18 protein-coding genes are annotated in these 17,327 nt (G+C 39.7%); 15 read left to right on the forward strand and 3 right to left on the reverse strand.

Annotated elements, in window-relative coordinates; genetic code table 11:
• Window positions 1-22 precede the first annotated feature (22 nt).
• The 3 genes from tolC to I6F53_RS07695 all read left to right on the forward strand — a co-directional run bounded on the left by tolC (window position 23) and on the right by I6F53_RS07695 (window position 3,032).
• The gene (tolC, locus tag I6F53_RS07685; RefSeq protein ID WP_197239085.1) at window positions 23-1,378 is read left to right on the forward strand and encodes an outer membrane channel protein TolC; all 1,356 of its coding nucleotides are present in this window, start codon (window positions 23-25) and stop codon (window positions 1,376-1,378) included.
• A gap of 110 nt (window positions 1,379-1,488) precedes the next feature.
• Entirely contained in the window at window positions 1,489-2,418 is a 930-nt protein-coding gene (gene lpxL, locus I6F53_RS07690) for an LpxL/LpxP family Kdo(2)-lipid IV(A) lauroyl/palmitoleoyl acyltransferase (RefSeq protein WP_197239086.1), read from the forward strand.
• A gap of 41 nt (window positions 2,419-2,459) precedes the next feature.
• Window positions 2,460-3,032 carry a toxin co-regulated pilus biosynthesis Q family protein gene (locus I6F53_RS07695; protein WP_197239087.1) on the forward strand — a complete coding sequence of 191 codons (573 nt, stop codon included), beginning with the start codon at window positions 2,460-2,462 and terminating at the stop codon, window positions 3,030-3,032.
• Between the two features lie 58 nt (window positions 3,033-3,090).
• Here the strand turns inward: I6F53_RS07695 and glnE are convergent, their stop codons facing one another.
• On the reverse strand, window positions 3,091-5,886 hold the full coding sequence (gene glnE / locus I6F53_RS07700; RefSeq protein WP_197239088.1) for a bifunctional [glutamate--ammonia ligase]-adenylyl-L-tyrosine phosphorylase/[glutamate--ammonia-ligase] adenylyltransferase: 2,796 nt from the start codon (window positions 5,884-5,886) through the stop codon (window positions 3,091-3,093).
• A gap of 77 nt (window positions 5,887-5,963) precedes the next feature.
• Here glnE and I6F53_RS07705 point away from each other — a divergent pair, with 77 nt between their 5' ends.
• From I6F53_RS07705 to ruvX, 6 genes are all read left to right on the forward strand, one after another.
• A complete protein-coding gene (locus tag I6F53_RS07705; RefSeq protein WP_165727194.1) occupies window positions 5,964-6,857 on the forward strand; it encodes a DUF350 domain-containing protein in 894 nt (297 codons plus the stop codon).
• Window positions 6,858-6,923: 66 nt separating this feature from the next.
• A complete protein-coding gene (locus tag I6F53_RS07710; protein WP_197177953.1) occupies window positions 6,924-7,418 on the forward strand; it encodes a hypothetical protein in 495 nt (164 codons plus the stop codon).
• Between the two features lie 69 nt (window positions 7,419-7,487).
• Window positions 7,488-8,222, forward strand: coding sequence for a 16S rRNA (uracil(1498)-N(3))-methyltransferase (rsmE, locus tag I6F53_RS07715; protein WP_197177954.1), 735 nt, complete (start codon window positions 7,488-7,490; stop codon window positions 8,220-8,222).
• A 54-nt stretch (window positions 8,223-8,276) separates the two neighbouring features.
• Complete coding sequence (gene gshB / locus I6F53_RS07720; RefSeq protein WP_166419713.1) at window positions 8,277-9,227, forward strand: glutathione synthase; 951 nt, start codon at window positions 8,277-8,279, stop codon at window positions 9,225-9,227.
• 378 nt (window positions 9,228-9,605) lie between these two features.
• On the forward strand, window positions 9,606-10,163 hold the full coding sequence (locus tag I6F53_RS07725; protein WP_166419712.1) for a YqgE/AlgH family protein: 558 nt from the start codon (window positions 9,606-9,608) through the stop codon (window positions 10,161-10,163).
• 38 nt (window positions 10,164-10,201) lie between these two features.
• Window positions 10,202-10,651 (forward strand): Holliday junction resolvase RuvX, encoded by a 450-nt coding sequence (gene ruvX, locus I6F53_RS07730; protein WP_149593912.1) that lies wholly within the window; start codon window positions 10,202-10,204, stop codon window positions 10,649-10,651.
• An 89-nt stretch (window positions 10,652-10,740) separates the two neighbouring features.
• Here the strand turns inward: ruvX and I6F53_RS07735 are convergent, their stop codons facing one another.
• Together I6F53_RS07735 and I6F53_RS07740 are read right to left on the reverse strand one after the other, a co-directional pair.
• Window positions 10,741-11,877 carry a PilT/PilU family type 4a pilus ATPase gene (locus I6F53_RS07735; RefSeq protein WP_197239089.1) on the reverse strand — a complete coding sequence of 379 codons (1,137 nt, stop codon included), beginning with the start codon at window positions 11,875-11,877 and terminating at the stop codon, window positions 10,741-10,743.
• 9 nt (window positions 11,878-11,886) lie between these two features.
• A complete protein-coding gene (locus I6F53_RS07740; RefSeq protein ID WP_149593910.1) occupies window positions 11,887-12,927 on the reverse strand; it encodes a type IV pilus twitching motility protein PilT in 1,041 nt (346 codons plus the stop codon).
• Between the two features lie 2 nt (window positions 12,928-12,929).
• Between I6F53_RS07740 and I6F53_RS07745 the strand changes: the two genes are divergently transcribed.
• The 6 genes from I6F53_RS07745 to hemW all read left to right on the forward strand — a co-directional run bounded on the left by I6F53_RS07745 (window position 12,930) and on the right by hemW (window position 17,288).
• Window positions 12,930-13,643: a YggS family pyridoxal phosphate-dependent enzyme gene (locus I6F53_RS07745; protein WP_197239090.1), complete on the forward strand. Its 714-nt coding sequence runs from the start codon at window positions 12,930-12,932 to the stop codon at window positions 13,641-13,643.
• 17 nt (window positions 13,644-13,660) lie between these two features.
• Complete coding sequence (gene proC / locus I6F53_RS07750; RefSeq protein ID WP_197239091.1) at window positions 13,661-14,482, forward strand: pyrroline-5-carboxylate reductase; 822 nt, start codon at window positions 13,661-13,663, stop codon at window positions 14,480-14,482.
• A 27-nt stretch (window positions 14,483-14,509) separates the two neighbouring features.
• Complete coding sequence (locus tag I6F53_RS07755) at window positions 14,510-15,043, forward strand: YggT family protein (RefSeq protein WP_002962568.1); 534 nt, start codon at window positions 14,510-14,512, stop codon at window positions 15,041-15,043.
• Window positions 15,044-15,107: 64 nt separating this feature from the next.
• The gene (locus I6F53_RS07760) at window positions 15,108-15,551 is read left to right on the forward strand and encodes a DUF4426 domain-containing protein (protein WP_197177962.1); all 444 of its coding nucleotides are present in this window, start codon (window positions 15,108-15,110) and stop codon (window positions 15,549-15,551) included.
• Window positions 15,552-15,555: 4 nt separating this feature from the next.
• Window positions 15,556-16,155, forward strand: a complete 600-nt coding sequence (rdgB, locus tag I6F53_RS07765) for an RdgB/HAM1 family non-canonical purine NTP pyrophosphatase (RefSeq protein ID WP_197177963.1) — start codon at window positions 15,556-15,558, stop codon at window positions 16,153-16,155.
• A complete protein-coding gene (gene hemW, locus I6F53_RS07770; protein WP_166419704.1) occupies window positions 16,152-17,288 on the forward strand; it encodes a radical SAM family heme chaperone HemW in 1,137 nt (378 codons plus the stop codon). The genes rdgB and hemW overlap by 4 nt, the downstream gene beginning before the upstream one ends.
• The last annotated feature ends 39 nt before the right edge of the window (window positions 17,289-17,327 follow it).

The following is a 17,327-nucleotide window of genomic DNA, read 5'->3' on the forward strand; positions in this document are numbered from 1 at the left end:
TTGTCTAAGGACCGAACCCCACATGAAAAAGAACATTCTTGCGGCGCTAGTTAGTTTATCATGCGCACTAGGTGCAACAGCAGTGAAAGCTGAAGATTTACTACAAGTTTTTGAAATAGCGACAGCTAACGATCCTACTGTTTTAAAAGCCAAAGCCCAAGCTGATGCGCAGTCTTACCAAAGCGATTTGGCGATGAGTGCACTACTACCTCAAATTGGTTTGACTATGGGTTATGAAAAAAGTGACTCAACGTCGTACCAAAGCGTTGGCGACTTATCTAATCAAGTAAAAGTTGAAAGTGACACCGACCAATTCACTCGCGGTGTAAGTTTAAGCCAAACGTTATTTGATTTAGGTGCGTGGAATACGTTAGATATTGCTGATAAACAAGCTCTACAAGCAAGCGGCCTATACGATGCAGCTAAACAAAACCTAATTGTACGCGTTGCTGAAGGTTATTTTAACGTATTAAGTGCCAGCGATAACCTGGAATTTGTTGAAGCTGAAAAACGTGCCATTGAACGTCAACTTGAGCAAACCAAACAACGTTATGCGGTAGGCTTAACAGCCATTACAGACGTACATGAAGCGCAAGCCCAGTTTGATAACTCAGTAGCTCAAGAAATTATTGCTGGTAATGCTGTAGAAACAGCACGCGAGCAACTTCGTGAGATTACTGGTAAGTACCACGAAAAATTAGACTTTTTAAATACAGATACTTTCTCAACAACTAAACCAACTAAGCGCTCAAGCGACTTTGTTAAAGTAGCTGAAGATAAAAATATCAACCTGCAAGTGTCTAAAGTAACAGTTGATATTGCAAAAGATCAAATTGAATTAGCAAAAGCGGGTCATTATCCAAAACTAACTCTAAGTGCTAGTTACGGCGACTCACTAACGGATCGCGAAATTAATGGTACAAACTTTGGTGACCAGCCGCGTTCAGACTCAAGTACCGTAGGGCTTAACTTTAGCGTACCTTTATATTCAGGTGGTGCAACAGTTGCTGCAACAAATCAGGCCCGTGCGTTTTACGTAGGTGCTAGCCAAGACTATGAAACAAATTACCGTGCAGTCACTCGCACAGTGATTACATCTTATAACCAAGTTGTTTCAGACATTGCTACATACAAAGCGCTAGAGCAAGCCGTTGTTTCAGCTCAAAGTGCGCTTAAAGCAACTGAAGCTGGTTTTGAAGTAGGTACTCGTACCATTGTTGACGTACTAGTAAGTACGCAAAACTTATACGATGCAAAGCGTAACCTTGCTGATGTACGTTACCGTTATGTGTTATCTACCCTTCGCTTAAAACAAGCGGCGGGTACACTAACAAGTGAAGATTTAGTGGCTATAAACCAAGGTTTAAAAGCCGCTTAAATATCATTACTCGTGTACTATGAACACATTGAAAGCCAGCTAAATGCTGGCTTTTTGTATTTTACAGCGCTTAGCGTTAAACTATCGTTTTTATTCTCAGAGAGATTTTTGTGGTCACTTCATCTCCTTTTAAAGCATCTTTTTTAGGCCCTCGATACTGGTTAACGTGGGTTGGCGTTCTATTTTTATATTTAATTTCTTGGTTGCCACAAAAACTACAGTTGGCGATGGGTAAACAACTTGGCCGCTTAGTTCATAAGTTTATGAAACGCCGCCGTCATATTGCAGAAGTAAACATAAAACTGTGTTTTCCTGATATGAGCGAAGCAGATCAAAAAGACCTTGTACTCAAAAATATGGAAAACACCGGTATTGCAATGGTTGAGACTGGCATGGCCTGGTGGTGGCCACAGTGGCGAGCACAAAAAGCATTAGGGTCTTTTAAAGGGCTTGAGCACTTTGAACGCGTACAAGCGTCTGGTAAAGGTGTTTTATTGCTTGTCCCTCATATTCTGCATCTTGAAATGGCTAGCCGTATTATGGGCTTAGAGTGTCAGGGTATTGGCTTTTATCGCCCTCATAACAACCCACTAATGGAATACTTTACGACTAATGGGCGCCTTCGCTCTAACGAATATTTAATCGGTCGAAAAGATGTAAAAGGTTTACTAAAAGCATTAAAAAATAAAAAGGTATGTTATTACTTACCCGATCAAGATTACGGCCGTAACCGCTGTGAATTTGTCCCATTTTACGCAGTACCTGACACTGCAACAACAACAGGTACTCTTATGTTTGCAGGCAGTAAAAACTGCGAAACTATGAGTTTAACCTCGCGCCGTGACGAAAATGGTAAGTACCATTTAGAGGTAGTACCTGAGCTTGAAAACTTCCCAAGTGGTGATGATAAAGCTGATGTAATACGCGTTAATCAACGCGTAGAGCTATGTATAAATGCAGCTCCTGAACAATACATGTGGCTGCACCGTCGCTTTAAAACTCGACCTGATAAAAATACCCCTTCTTTTTATAAAAAGTAATGGTATAACAATAACAGGGACAAATAAGGTGGATAATAACCATGTGGTTTTGGATTAGGCATTTATCATTTGCAGCTGTTTTAATTGCACTCGCCGTATACTTTTTATTGAGTGATGGTTCTGTATTTGATATAAAAAAATCTAAAAATGCAGCTGCCGAAGGGCTATCACGCTTTTACTCTTCTATTCGTAACCAAGTAAAAAGTAATAAAGAACGAGATCAATTTGTTTTAAAGCTTAAAACACCAGAACAAACATTAGATAGAGTATTGGTTGAACGCGCAAGAACAGTTGATCCTATGCCTACAAGTTGGACTGGAAAAGTTGAACCGAGGCGCTTTGAAAATGGCACAACACTTAAAAACGTACTCAATAAATACGCAAAAAATGAAGGTATTGAGCTTTACTGGTATTTAAGTAAAGACTACGTAGTTAAAGATCATTTTAGAGTAGATAGCAACTTTACTTCTGCACTTTATCAAATTGGTCGTGCTATAAATGACGACTTTGAGCATGAGGTTTACACTTACTTTTGCCACAAACAAAGAGCGGCTGTTATTACAGAGTTACCCTCAGAATTTGTACGTACAAACTGTTTAAAACTAAAAGTTTAACTGTTTATCGGTTTGAATATACAAAACCCAAGCTAGCGCTTGGGTTTTACAGTTCAGTTCAGTTCAGTTCAAAAATACTATTCCAAATATTTGTTACATTGGTAATATCTTGTAAGAACGTTTCTCGCGAGATCAATTTTCCTTTTTGATCCAAGCTCAGCACGTGATAACACGAGCGATAACCAATATACGCTTTGATCAATTGCTGCTTTTGCTCTTTAGTTATACAGCCTATATTTGCTGCATCCGTTAATATTCTTACGTTATCTGAATAAACGGTAAGTTGCTCAAATTCATTAGCGTGTTTAAGCACTAAGTATTGCGTAATAAACTCAATATCAGCCATACCACCAACATCTTGTTTTAAATCAAATTGCTCAGTATTTCCTTTCGCTAGATGGTCGCGCATTTTTTCGCGCATTTTTATCACATCAGCTTTTAATACGGCATCGTCGCGTTTTTGGCAAAGAATATTTTTACGGATTTGTGAAAAACGATCTATCAGATCGTCTTGGCCCAAAATTAACCGAGCCCGCACAAGTGCTTGATGTTCCCACGTCCATGCTTGAGTTTGCTGATAGTGATTAAAGCTCTCTAAATTGATAGCAAGTAAACCTGATGCACCTTCAGGGCGTAATCGCGTATCGAGCTCATACAAAATACCTGAAGCAGTACGAGTATTAAACAAATGCATTAAGCGCTGAGCGAGCTTTAAATAAAACTGCCGAGAATCTATCGGCTTTTCACCATTGGTTTGGCTTGAGCCATCATGATTATGCACAAACACCAAATCTAGATCTGAGTCGTACCCTACTTCTAAGCCACCTGTTTTACCATATGCAATAACAGCAAAGCCTTTGTTTTCGTCATCAGTGCCAGGAGGCATACCAAAACGCTTAACAGTGTTATGCCATGCAATATTAACAGCTTGGTCAACTATCGCTTCAGCGAGTACTGTTAAGTGATCACTTACTTTCATTACATCAAGAACACCGGTTGCATCGGCGGCAGCAATTCGTAATTGATGAGTTTGCTTAAACTGCCTAAGCGACTCCATTTGTAGTTCTAAATCGTCATGCTCTATTCGTAAAAAATACTGTCTTATTTCATCTTTATAAGCCGTTAATGGTGTCGGTTTATAAAGAACCGCCGGATCTATTAGCTCATCAAGCAATATTGGGTAGCGAGAAATATGCTCGCCTATCCATTTGCTATGACAACAAAGTAAAACAAGTTGCTTTAATGCACCTTGGTTTTCGTATAGCAATTCTAAATAAGCAGTACGTGAAATTATCTTATTAAAAATTTGGCAAACCATTGTAAAAGCAGCTGCGCTGGCATTAAAGTCATTTAACTGACTTAATAAAACAGGCATTAATTTATCAAGAGTTTCACGCCCTCGGTTACCTATGTTTACCTTAGACAACCTTAATTTAAAATCGTTAAGGGGTGTTTGCCATTCATCTCTAGCTTCTTTTAAAAAGCTCACATCGCCATGATCCCAAGCACTAATAAATGCGCCTTCACAGGTATCTAGTGGCGCAGTTTCCTCGCCAATAACAAGCGCAAACTCACCGTTAACTTGCTTCATCACCTTTTCAATAGTGCTTAAAGTGGCATCAAAATCGGCTTGTTCTAATAATAAATTTAAACGCTGTTTATTTAATTCATCATCGGGAAGTGTTTGTGTTTGCTGATCGTCAAATATTTGTAAGTACTGCTCAACTTTTCGTAAATAAAGATAATTGCGCTTAAGTTCGCTTGCTTCTTGCTCATCAATAACTTGGTTGAGTGCCAACTCATTTAATGCTTTAAGTAATGATTGAGTTTGTAAATTAGCCTCTCGACCACCTCGTACCATTTGCAGGGCTTGCACTATAAACTCAACTTCACGTATGCCACCCGCACCGAGCTTTATATTATTAGTTAAGCGCTTTCGGCGGACTTCTTGTGCAATCATTAGCTTCATTTTACGCAAGGATTCAATTACCGAAAAATCAATATACCGGCGATAAACAAACGGCTTTAAAAGCTTAATAAATTCATCCCAATATTTATTAGGCGTACCAATTAAGCGCCCTTTTAACATTGCGTAGCGCTCCCAATCGCGCCCTTGCTCTTGGTAGTAATCTTCAATAGCGTTAAAGCTCATAACCAAAGGACCACTTTCGCCAAACGGGCGCAAGCGCATATCAACTCTAAATACTTGTCCGTCACCGGTGGCTTGGTTAAGTGATGCAATGAGCTTTTGTGCAACTTTGGTATAAAATACTTGGGCCTCAAGGCTTCTGCGGCCACCTTGAGTTTTTATACTGCGCGGATATGCAAAAATAAGATCAATATCAGAGGAGTAATTTAGCTCTTGCCCGCCGAGCTTCCCCATCCCTAAAACCATTAATGGCATTGCTTGGTTTTGCTCATCAAGCGGCTCACCATTTACTTTAGCCACCTGTGCATGCGCCCATTGGTTAGCGCTATTAATCAGCATATCAGCCAGTTGGCTTATGTAATTAATGCTATCTGCAATGGGGTTTTTACAGCATAAATCTAAAAAGGCGACTTTAAGCCAGTATTTTTCGCGATATTGGCGAAGTACTTTATGGCACTGCACTTCATCAATGTCAGCTAAATTAAGGTTTTTAAAAGGAGAATCTATTACTCTATTTTGTATTTCGTCTTTGCATAATAGCCAGTCTTTTAACGTTGGTTGTGATTCCAAACAACGCCAAGCAAAGTCGCTCAAGGCGAGTAATCGTATAACTTCGCTTTCATTACTTTGCTGTGGATATAATTGTTCGAAGCGCTCTAAGCCAAGTTTTTGTAATTGAATAGGAAGTTGCTTTACGTTACTCATCAATCCTCTCTTTTATATCATCAATAACCGTACTAGAATGATTAAAACCTAGAAAGGTTAACTTAATTAGGATCACCATGTCATATTTGTCTTTATCTAACACTAGTTTTATTGCGATTGCCATTAGTTTTGCGGTTATTTGTATAACTATTTTTAGTTTACGAGTTGTCACTCAAATCAAAGCAAAACAAGCGCTTAAAGATGAACTTGCGCAACACGATAACTTTGCCATGGGTATTAGCTTCGCATCTGAAATATCAGTTGTCATAGCCACTATGGCCTTTTTGTTTGATGAAATAAGCATTAGCACCGCGCAATCCAATCCATTAAAAGTGTTAATTATTATTATTCTTTTATTCACTTTTATAAAAGTGGGTCATTTAATTCACAGAAAATGGATACTCCACAGGTTTAATGAAGAAGCCGCAATATTAAAGCAAAATGTATGTGCTGCACTGGTAGATTCCGGCATGTTAATCGCCAACTGTATTATTGCACTTGGTTTATACACGTGGACACATACCCAAGGGTTTAGTAACTTACTTATTGCTTGCGTTAGCTTTTTTACACTTCAGGGAATGTTTGCACTTGATAGTAAAATACGAGAGCACCGTTTTGCAAAAGCAAATCAAGGTGCTTCACTGCAAAGTAACTTCAACCTGGAGAATACGTCTATTGGAATAAGGTACGCAGGTAAATCAATTGGTTTGGCATTAGCTGTGTACGCTGGTTTATCTAGTGCTGCATTTCAAAACGGTAAAATGGTAGAAAACATATTTACACTCGTTATGCATTGCGGTGTAATGTGGATACTACTTTACAGCTTAACGTATGTGATAAAAGTTATCTCTTTACCAAATATTGATACGGCTCTTGAAATAGACCACCAAGATAACATTGGTGTTGCATGTATCGAGTTTGCTGTTTTTTGTGCTATAGGTTATTTACTTATTAGTATGTTTTCTCTTTAGGCCTTTACTAAAAGTGCAACGATTAAATCGTTTGCATTTAAGTATTAAGGTAATTACTTTGCTTAGATGCAACGAGGCCCTATGCCACTTGAAGCCACGAACTATTTGCTAATCGACATAGATAACGAATTTAGCCGAGCATTTGCCGAATACTATATAAATAATAATGGCAAAACAAAAGCGAGTACGCTTATTGCAGCAGGCAGTAATACCCGTCAGTTAGTAAAAATGATGTTTGATGAGCTTATTAAAGACTATAGTTATTGCGACCTTGAAAACGAAATTAGCGTATCTGAACTCATTAACTATTTAAAAGAGCATCATAATTTACATGGTGTACTTTTTAATAATGCCGATTACTTACTCGCAAGTGATAAGCAGCGCTTTATTTATAACTCGTTACATGAAGATCGCTTTTTAATAAACCTTGATGATACAGGCTATACACTAAGCCGGGTTACTGACGAAACATTAACCGAACCTTCGCAAAATCACCACGATATAGCGCACACACCACAAGATTTAATAGATCTCGCCGAGCAACTTAATAAAAATAAATAATTGCGCACAGCTGCCAGCTTACTTACCATAGCAGTATATATTTTTACGCTAAGTAGTAAGTGACGCCCTATGCGAGTTCCTCATATTTATCAAACATCGAGTATTGCCCTAAACACCCCTGTAGCTTTAGATGACGATGCTGCTGGCCATATTGGCAGAGTGCTGCGCATGAAAGTAGGCGAGCATGTATCTATTTTTAATGGCGAAGGCGGCGAATACCTTAGTGAAATAATTGAGGTAACAAAAAAAACAGTCGTCGTAATGCCATTGGAGCTTAATCCTCACGATGTAGAATCCCCGCTTAAAATTCATTTGGGTCAGTGTGTTTCGCGTGGCGACAAAATGGATTTTACAATTCAAAAGTCGGTTGAACTGGGTATTACCGAAATCACCCCACTTTTTAGTCAGCGCTGTGGTGTAAAACTAATGGGCGATCGCCTTGAGAAAAAACACCAACAATGGCAAAAAATAGCAATTGCAGCGGCAGAGCAATCTGGGCGTAATTTTGTGCCAATTATTCATCCTCCTGTAGATTTAAAGCAGTGGCTTGCACAACAAACCAATGAAATTAAGCTCACGCTTCACCCTCGTGCTGAGCACAGTATTAAAACCATTACCGTACCTAAAGATGGCGTACGCTTTTTAGTCGGGCCTGAAGGCGGCTTTACCGACGATGAAATGGTACTAACTAAACAACTAGAATTTGTAGATATTCGCTTAGGTCCGCGCGTTTTACGAACAGAAACGGCTGCTTTAACGGTCTTAAGTGCATTACAACTTCAATTTGGCGATTTAGCTAATTGAAATAACTAAAAGCACCCTCATATAAACAGTAACATTTATAGTAAGGCACAGCGCATGGCAATTAAGTTAGGTATTATTTCAGATCCTATTAGTGGATTTAACATCAAAAAAGACACCGGTTTTGCAATGATGATGCAAGCGCAAGAACGCGGCTACGAAATTTATTATATGGAGATGGATGATTTATCTCTTCGTAAAGGTAAGTCGTACGCTACAGCGTCTAAAGCGCAAGTGTTTAATAATGCAGAAAAATGGTACGAGCTTGAAGAAAAAGCCACTATAGCCCTTGCCGACCTTGATGTAATTTTAATGCGTAAAGATCCTCCTTTTGATACTGAATACATTTACGCAACGTATATTTTAGAGCGTGCAGAACAAGAAGGTACGTTAATAATTAACAAGCCACAAAGCCTTCGCGATGCTAACGAAAAGCTATTTACAGCATGGTTTAGCGAGCATACGCCTGATACTTTGGTTACACGCAGCCAAAAACAAATTCGTGAGTTTTTAGCCGAGCATAAAGACATTATTTTAAAACCCCTTGATGGCATGGGTGGCGCATCTATTTTTCGCCTTAGAGAAGACGATGCCAACATTGGTGTAATTTGTGAAACGCTAACCGAGCACGGCAGCCGCTTTGCTATGGTGCAAAATTACATCCCAGAGATCAAACAAGGCGACAAGCGCGTATTGGTTATTGATGGCGAAGTGATACCGTATTGTTTAGCGCGAATTCCACAAAATGGTGAAACACGCGGTAATTTAGCTGTTGGCGGTAAAGGCGAAGCACGTCCGCTTAGCGAATCAGATTTAAAAATAGCGCAAGCGGTTGCACCAACGCTTAAAGAAAAAGGCTTAATATTTGTAGGTTTAGATATTATTGGCGATAAATTAACTGAAATTAACGTAACTGCACCAACGTGCGTGCGCGAAATTGAAGCTGCTTATGATATTTCTATTACAGGTATTTTGTTTGATGCCATTGAGCGTAAATTAGGTAAGTAATTACCACAGTAATACGCCCATTAATCTGAGGCCTGTTTATCTTTCGAGGTTAAACTTGCAGCAGTGTGTTTGGTTTTTAGACTAGGCAGAGTCTATGTAGTGTGGTTTTCCCTATAAATAGGCGATAACGCAGTATAAATGCCAAACACGCGCTGCCCTTGGGTTCGTCCTAGGGGGGATTTACTCTTTGTTGCTCGGTTTTTACTTAGCCCACTAAGTTACAAACCTCGCGCCGCAATTAAATCGCCCCTAGATAGAACAAATTTTAATCCTGAAAGGTCAACAGGCCTAAGTATTTCATACACTTAATGGGCTTTTTATGTCTATTTAAATAACTATGCCATACTCAAAGTTCATTAACTAAAAAGGGTGAAATCTATGCAGTCATTAGAAAATCATTTTTTAATCGCAATGCCGTCGATGCAAGACCCTTTTTTTAAACGTGCTGTTACCTATATTTGTGAGCACAATGAAGATGGGGCTATGGGCTTGGTAATAAACCAACCTATTGATGTTACCGTTGGCGAACTTTTAGATAAAATAGAAATTGATAACGACAAAACTCAAAACGCAGCAAAAGTAAGTGTGTTTGCAGGCGGACCCGTTAAAACGGACCGTGGTTTTGTACTGCACTCTCCTCAATCGGGTTATTCAGCAAGTCAAAAGCTTAGTAGTGACATTATGATCACTACCTCAAAAGACGTTTTAGCAAACTTAACCACTGCACAAGCACCTGATCAATTTATTATTACACTGGGTTATTCAGGGTGGGAGCAAGGCCAACTCGAACAAGAGTTACTTGATAACAGCTGGTTGATCATAGAAGCCGATCCGAAGATCATTTTTGATACCCCCGTTGAAAAGCGATGGGAAAAAGCAGTTTCAATGTTGGGCTTCGATATTAGCCAACTCAGCCCTGAAGCGGGTCACGCATAATACTCACTTAACTCTTAGCAAACTTAAACAAGATACACATGACAAAAAAATCGCTTAAGCCGCAAGGCGAACGCACTGTAATGGGCTTTGACTTTGGCACCAAAAGTATTGGGATTGCTATTGGGCAAGAACTAACTGGCAGCGCCTCTAGCCTCAAGGCTGTAAAAGCACAAGATGGTATTCCTAATTGGGAGCATATTGCTGTACAAGTGACTGAATGGCAACCTGACTTAATGGTTGTTGGCTTACCACTAAATATGGATGGAACCTCACAAGAGGTTACCTTTAAAGCTAAAAAGTTTGCCAACAGATTACATAATCATTATGGTATTCCTGTGCAAACACAAGACGAGCGTTTAACGACCGCGGACGCTAAAGCGCGACTTTTTGAAAGTGGTGGCTATAAAAACTTAGGCAAAGGTAACGTAGATAATATGTCTGCGGTTATTATTTTAGAAAGTTTTTTTGAGTCTAGTTACGGTGAATAAGCCTGCTATATAAACAACCCGTTATATAAACAAAAAGCGCCAATTGGCGCTTTTTTTATATTAAGTATTTATATTCATTACTTTTTAAATTATTGATCGCTATTTTTATCATCAAGGCCATCAATAGTAACGCCCTGTAAAAAGCCCGCGCCTTGTTGTTCGTTATTACGCAGCTTAATCATTAAGCGTAAATCATTTGGCGAATCAGCATGGTGCAGTGCATCAGCGTAATTGATTCGTTGTTGTCTGTACAACTCAAATAACGCTTGGTCAAAGGTTTGCATGCCCATTTCTTTCGATTTAGCCATTGCCTCTTTAATACCACCAATATCACCGTTTTTAATCAGTTCAGCAACCATTGGTGAATTAAGCAATATTTCAATAGCTGCAACTCGGCTTTCGCCATCAGCAGTAGGGACTAATTGCTGAGCAACAATGGCACGTAAGTTAAGTGCTAAATCGTACTTAAGCTTATCGTGCTTCTCTTTTGGTACTAAGTGCATTATACGGTCTATTGCTTGGTTGGCGTTATTTGCATGCAGTGTAGCAACACACAAATGGCCTGTTTCGGCAAAGCTTAGTGCGTATTCCATGGTTTCTTGAGAGCGAATTTCACCAATCAAAATTACATCTGGTGCTTGGCGCAATGAGCTTTTAAGTGCTGACTCAAAGCTTTCGGTATCAAGCCCGACTTCGCGCTGAGTAATAATACTTTTACGATGCTCATGAACAAATTCAATCGGATCTTCAATAGTCAGTATATGACCACGTTGATTACGGTTTCTGTAGCCAATAAGCGCAGCTAGTGAAGTTGATTTACCAGTACCAGTACCACCAACAAACAATACAAGACCACGCTTAGACATAATTACGTCGGTAAGAATAGAGGGGAGCCCGAGTTCACTCACATCAGGTATTTGCGTCACAATGCGGCGTATAACCATGCCTGCTCTATCGCGCTGCCAAAAGGCAGAAATACGGAAACGCCCTTCGTCAGTGGCAATCGCAAAGTTACATTCTTTTGTTGCATGAAACTCTGCTTTTTGCTTTTCGCTCATTGCCGATTCTACTAACTCAAGCGATTGCTCATCTGTAAGCCTATCGTCACTGAGGGCTGTTAGCTCGCCGTTTATTTTTGCACTTACAGGTAGCTGACTCGATACAAATAAGTCAGATCCTTTTTTCTCAATCATGATGAGTAAAAAGTCGTTTAAAGATAAAGCCATAATAATTTCTTACCCACCAAATTGTGTTTTGTCTTGTGCTTTTTCTTTCGCTGCGGCAGTAGTGATGATCCCGCGATTAACTAAATTAGTTAAGCACTGATCCATTGTTTGCATGCCTACAGACGCGCCGGTTTGAATAGATGAATACATTTGTGCAATCTTATCTTCACGTATTAAGTTACGAATAGCGGGTACTGCAATCATAATTTCGTGTGCGGCAACTCGCCCGCCTCCTACTTTCTTAAGTAAAGTTTGCGAAATAACAGCACGTAAAGATTCAGATAACATTGAACGCACCATTGATTTTTCTTCACCTGGGAATACATCAATAATACGGTCAATGGTTTTTGGTGCAGAAGTAGTATGCAGCGTACCAAATACTAAATGACCGGTTTCGGCTGCGGTCATTGCAAGACGAATTGTTTCTAAATCACGTAACTCACCTACGAGTATTACATCTGGATCTTCACGCAGTGCACTACGAAGCGCATTTGAGAAGCTATGAGTATCGCGATGTACTTCTCGTTGGTTAATAAGGCTTAATTTATTATCGTGAACAAACTCAATTGGATCTTCGATTGTTAGAATATGGTGATGTTTATTTTGATTTATGTAATCAACCATAGCGGCAAGTGTTGTTGATTTACCTGAGCCTGTAGGCCCTGTCACTAATACGAGTCCACGAGGGGTGTCAGAAATTGTTTTAAAAATATCTGGCGCACCTAAATCATCAAGTGTTAACACTTCACTTGGTATGGTACGAAATACAGCAGCTGGCCCGCGATTAGAGTTGAACGCATTCACACGAAAACGTGCTAAATTAGGTACTTCAAACGAAAAATCCACTTCGAGATTTTGTTCATAGTCCTTGCGTTGATTATCGTTCATAATATCGTAAACCAGACTGTTTACGTCTTTATCTGCAAGGGCTGGTATATTAATGCGACGAACATCACCGTCTACGCGTATCATAGGTGAAACACCCGATGATAAATGTAAATCGGATGCTTTGTGTTGCACACTAAACGCTAATAATTCGGTAATATCCATTTATGACTCCACAACTAACTGATAAATATATGGTTACAATAGCAGAACGACTCACATCCGCCTACGCTAGAATTGCAGACGCGGCAAAAAACGCACAGCGAAACACTAACGAAGTCACTCTACTGGCAGTGTCTAAAACTAAACCAAGCGAAGATGTTATAGCAGCTTATGAGCATGGCCAGCGCGAATTTGGTGAATCTTATGTTCAAGAGGCTATAGATAAAATAACTCAACTACAGTCATATAGCGACATCATTTGGCATTTCATTGGCCCTATTCAATCAAATAAAAGTGCATTAGTGGCTGCCAACTTTGACTGGGTACAAAGTGTTGATCGCATAAAAATAGCGAAGCGATTAGATTCACAGCGCCCAGACGATAAACCGCCTCTTAATATACTTATTCAAGTAAATATAAGCGAAGAAGACGCCAAATCGGGTTGTAGTGTTGAGCAAATTTCTGAACTTGCTGAGTTTATTAACCAATGTGAGCACTTAACACTTCGCGGTTTAATGGCTATTCCCGCAAAAAGCGACGATCCGTTAGCTCAAACTCAATCTTTTGAGCAATTACAAACTTGCTTTGATAAACTAAAGACCCAATATCCTCAAGTAGATACTTTGTCGATGGGTATGAGCGGTGATGTTGAAGCTGCCATTAGTGCAGGCTCAACCATGGTAAGAATCGGCACAGACATTTTTGGAACACGAACTTAAAAGGTGATAACAGATTTATGTCAGATAAAAAAATCGCATTTATAGGCACAGGTAATATGAGCTACGCCATTATTGGTGGCATGGTAAAAAACGGTTTTAACGCAAGTAACATTATTGCGACTAACCGCAACCAAGAAAAGCTTGCAAAGGTAGCAGCCGATTTCAAGGTGCAAACCACCAGTGACAATAACGAAGCCCTGCGCGATGCTGATGTAATTGTTTTGTCTGTTAAACCACAAATGATGGGCGATTTATGTAAATCGTTTCAAGATTCGGGCGTAGATTTTAGCGACAAACTGTTTATTTCTGTTGCTGCGGGCTTAACTGTAAAACGCCTTCGCGAAATGCTTGGTCAAGACGTTAAAATGGTACGTTGTATGCCAAACACACCGTCTTTATTAGGGCGTGGTGTATCAGGTTTATATGGCGCTGACGAAACACAAAGCGAGCACGAATTTGTACAGCAAGTTTTTGAATGCACTGGCATTGTTGTATGGGTTGAAAAAGAATCGCAAATTAACGATATTATTGCGGTTACGGGCTCATCTCCGGCTTACTTTTTCTTATTTATGGAAGCAATAGAAGAAAAAGCTAAAGCACTGGGCTTTAACGATGAAGATGCTCGCCGCCTGGTACAACAAACAGCACTTGGCGCTGCCGAAATGGCACTTAGCCAGCCTGATATTAGTATTTCGCAATTACGCTCAAACGTAACATCTAAAGGCGGTACTACTCACGCAGCTGTTGAGCACTTAAAAGATGAAGGCTTAACTAAAACCGTTGGCGATGCTATGGATGCGTGTATTGCACGTGCAGAGCAAATGGAAAAAGAACTTTAAAACCACTTTTTTATTGAAGGTTACACTATGAATGCCATGCAATTTTTAATCAGTACCCTGTTTGATTTGTTTTTAATGGTGGTATTACTGCGCTTTTGGCTGCAGTGGGCAAAAGCCGACTTTTATAATCCAATGAGCCAGTTTGTGGTTAAAGCCACTTCGTTTGCAGTAAAGCCTCTGCGTAAAATCATTCCTGGATTTGGTGGACTTGATTTAGCATCTCTGTTGCTGGCATTTATAGTGGCTGTAGCCAAAATTAGTACTTTAATGCTTGTTATATATAACGCGTGGGCAATACAGCCAGTACTTATTCAAGCACTAATAACTGTACTAAAAGAAGGTCTTAATTTAGTATTTTGGGTACTTATTATTCGCGCTATTTTAAGTTGGGTTAGCCAAGGCTATAACCCTATTGAAGCGGTTTTCCACCAGCTGACTGAACCAATGCTAAAACCAATTCGTAAAATATTGCCATCAATGGGTGGCTTAGATTTATCAGTTTTAGTGCTTATTATTGGTATTCAGTTTTTGCAAATGCTGCTTATGGACTTTTTAGTCTAAGCACTTAATTTTTGAGTAAAAGAGGCCCAAAGGCCTCTTTTTTATATGTTTTGAGGAATACATAATGAACCGTTTAATTAAGTTTTGTTTTATTGCTTGTTTAGCATTTACGTTTAACGCGCAAAGTGAAGAAATGCAAGGCGCACAGTATAAAGAGCTTGGGCCTTGGCAAGTGCATTACATCGCCTTTCCTTCTACTTTTATTCAGCCAAAAATAGCAACAGCGTATGGTCTTGAGCGAAGTGGATACAAAGGCATTGTAAATATTTCTATATTAAAAAATGATGCCGAAAACACAGCCCAAACAGCAAAACTTACAGGCACAGCAAAAAACCTACTTGGCAACAAACAAACGCTTACTTTTAAAGAAGTAAAAGAAGGTGATTCAATTTACTACCTTGCCCAAGTTGATTATACCAACGAAGAGATTTTACGCTTTGAGATTGAAATACAGCAAAACAATCAATTTCAAAAATTACAGTTTCAGCAAAAATTTTACGTAGATTAATAACATGACCAAAACTTTAGTACTTGCTACAGGTAACCCTGGCAAAGTAAATGAGCTAGCTAACATGCTAAGCCCTTTAAATATTAATGTAGTTCCACAAAGCGATTTTAACGTAGGTGAAGTTGCCGAAACCGGCACTACCTTTGTTGAAAATGCCATTATTAAAGCACGCCATGCCGCTAAAATTACTGGCATGCCTGCAATTGCCGATGACTCTGGTTTAGAAGTTGATGGCTTAAATGGTGCGCCCGGTGTGTATTCAGCCCGCTTTGCAGGCCCTAATGCTAGCGATCAAGATAACATTGATAAGTTACTTGTAGATTTGGGTAATAACCCTATTCGCAGTGCACGTTTTTGGTGTGTACTGGTGTTAATGCGCCACGCAGATGACCCCACTCCTCTTATTTGCAGCGCAAGCTGGGAAGGCGAAATTACGCTCACTCAAAATGGCAACGGTGGCTTTGGTTACGATCCCGTATTTTTTGTAGCAGAGCAAAATTGTACCAGTGCTGAGCTTACAAAAGAGCAAAAAAATGCAGTGAGTCATCGCGGCCAAGCGCTACAAAAACTATTACTAGAGCTACAGCAAAAAGGCGGCCTGTGAACCTTCCACCACTGAGCTTATATGTGCACGTACCTTGGTGCGTGCAAAAATGCCCGTACTGCGACTTTAATAGCCACGGACAAAAAGGTGAAATACCTGAAGCTGAATATGTTCAGCATTTAATTGATGATTTAAAAGCAGATTTGCACTTAGTGCAAGGGCGTAAAATTCACAGTATTTTTATTGGTGGCGGTACTCCTAGTTTATTAACGGGCGCGGCTTATACTCGTTTACTAAATGAAGTCAACAACCTAATTGGTCTTGAAGAGCACTGTGAAGTTACCCTTGAAGCCAACCCTGGCACGGTAGAAACAGGTCGCTTTAAAGATTACGTAAAAGCAGGTATTAACCGTATTTCTATTGGCGTGCAAAGCATGCAAAACGACAAGTTAAAAGCACTTGGTCGGATTCATGGCAGCGACGAGGCTAATTATGCCGCGCAGCAAGCTAAAGAAGCCGGTTTAAACAGCTTTAACCTTGATTTAATGCATGGCTTACCAGGCCAAACACTTGATGATGCACTGAGTGATTTAAAACAAATAATAGCGCTCGATCCACCGCATATATCGTGGTATCAGCTGACTATTGAACCAAACACGCAATTTGCGTCGAAACCTCCTACCTTGCCACAAGACGAAACACTGTGGGACATTCAAGAGCAAGGGGTCGAGTTACTAGCTCAAGCAGGTTACATACAATACGAAATATCGGGCTATGCAAAACCAGGTTATCAATGCCAACATAACTTAAATTATTGGCGTTTTGGCGATTATCTCGGTATTGGCTGCGGCGCGCATGGTAAGGTTACTGATGCAAATACAGGGCTTATTACACGTACCGAAAAGGTAAAACATCCACGCGGCTATATGGATTTAATTAAACCGTATATGTATAAAAGCTGGCATGTAGAGCAAGACGATTTAGCGTTTGAATTTTTTATGAATCGCTTTCGCCTTGTTGAGCCTTGCCCGATTAACGACTTTAATAAGCTAACAACACTGCCACTGCAAAGTCAGCAAAGCGCATTAAACCAAGCAATTAATAAAGGTTTATTGACTCAAACAGACAGCCATTGGCAAGTAAGCTTAAAAGGTCATCGCTTTTTAAATGACCTGCTAGAATTGTTCGTGTAGTACTTGATACTACACGTTCTATTAAGCAAAAAAATAAAT

Origin of the sequence: Pseudoalteromonas sp. SWN29 (assembly GCF_015864465.1) — a bacterium.
Classification (GTDB): Bacteria; Pseudomonadota; Gammaproteobacteria; order Enterobacterales; family Alteromonadaceae; genus Pseudoalteromonas.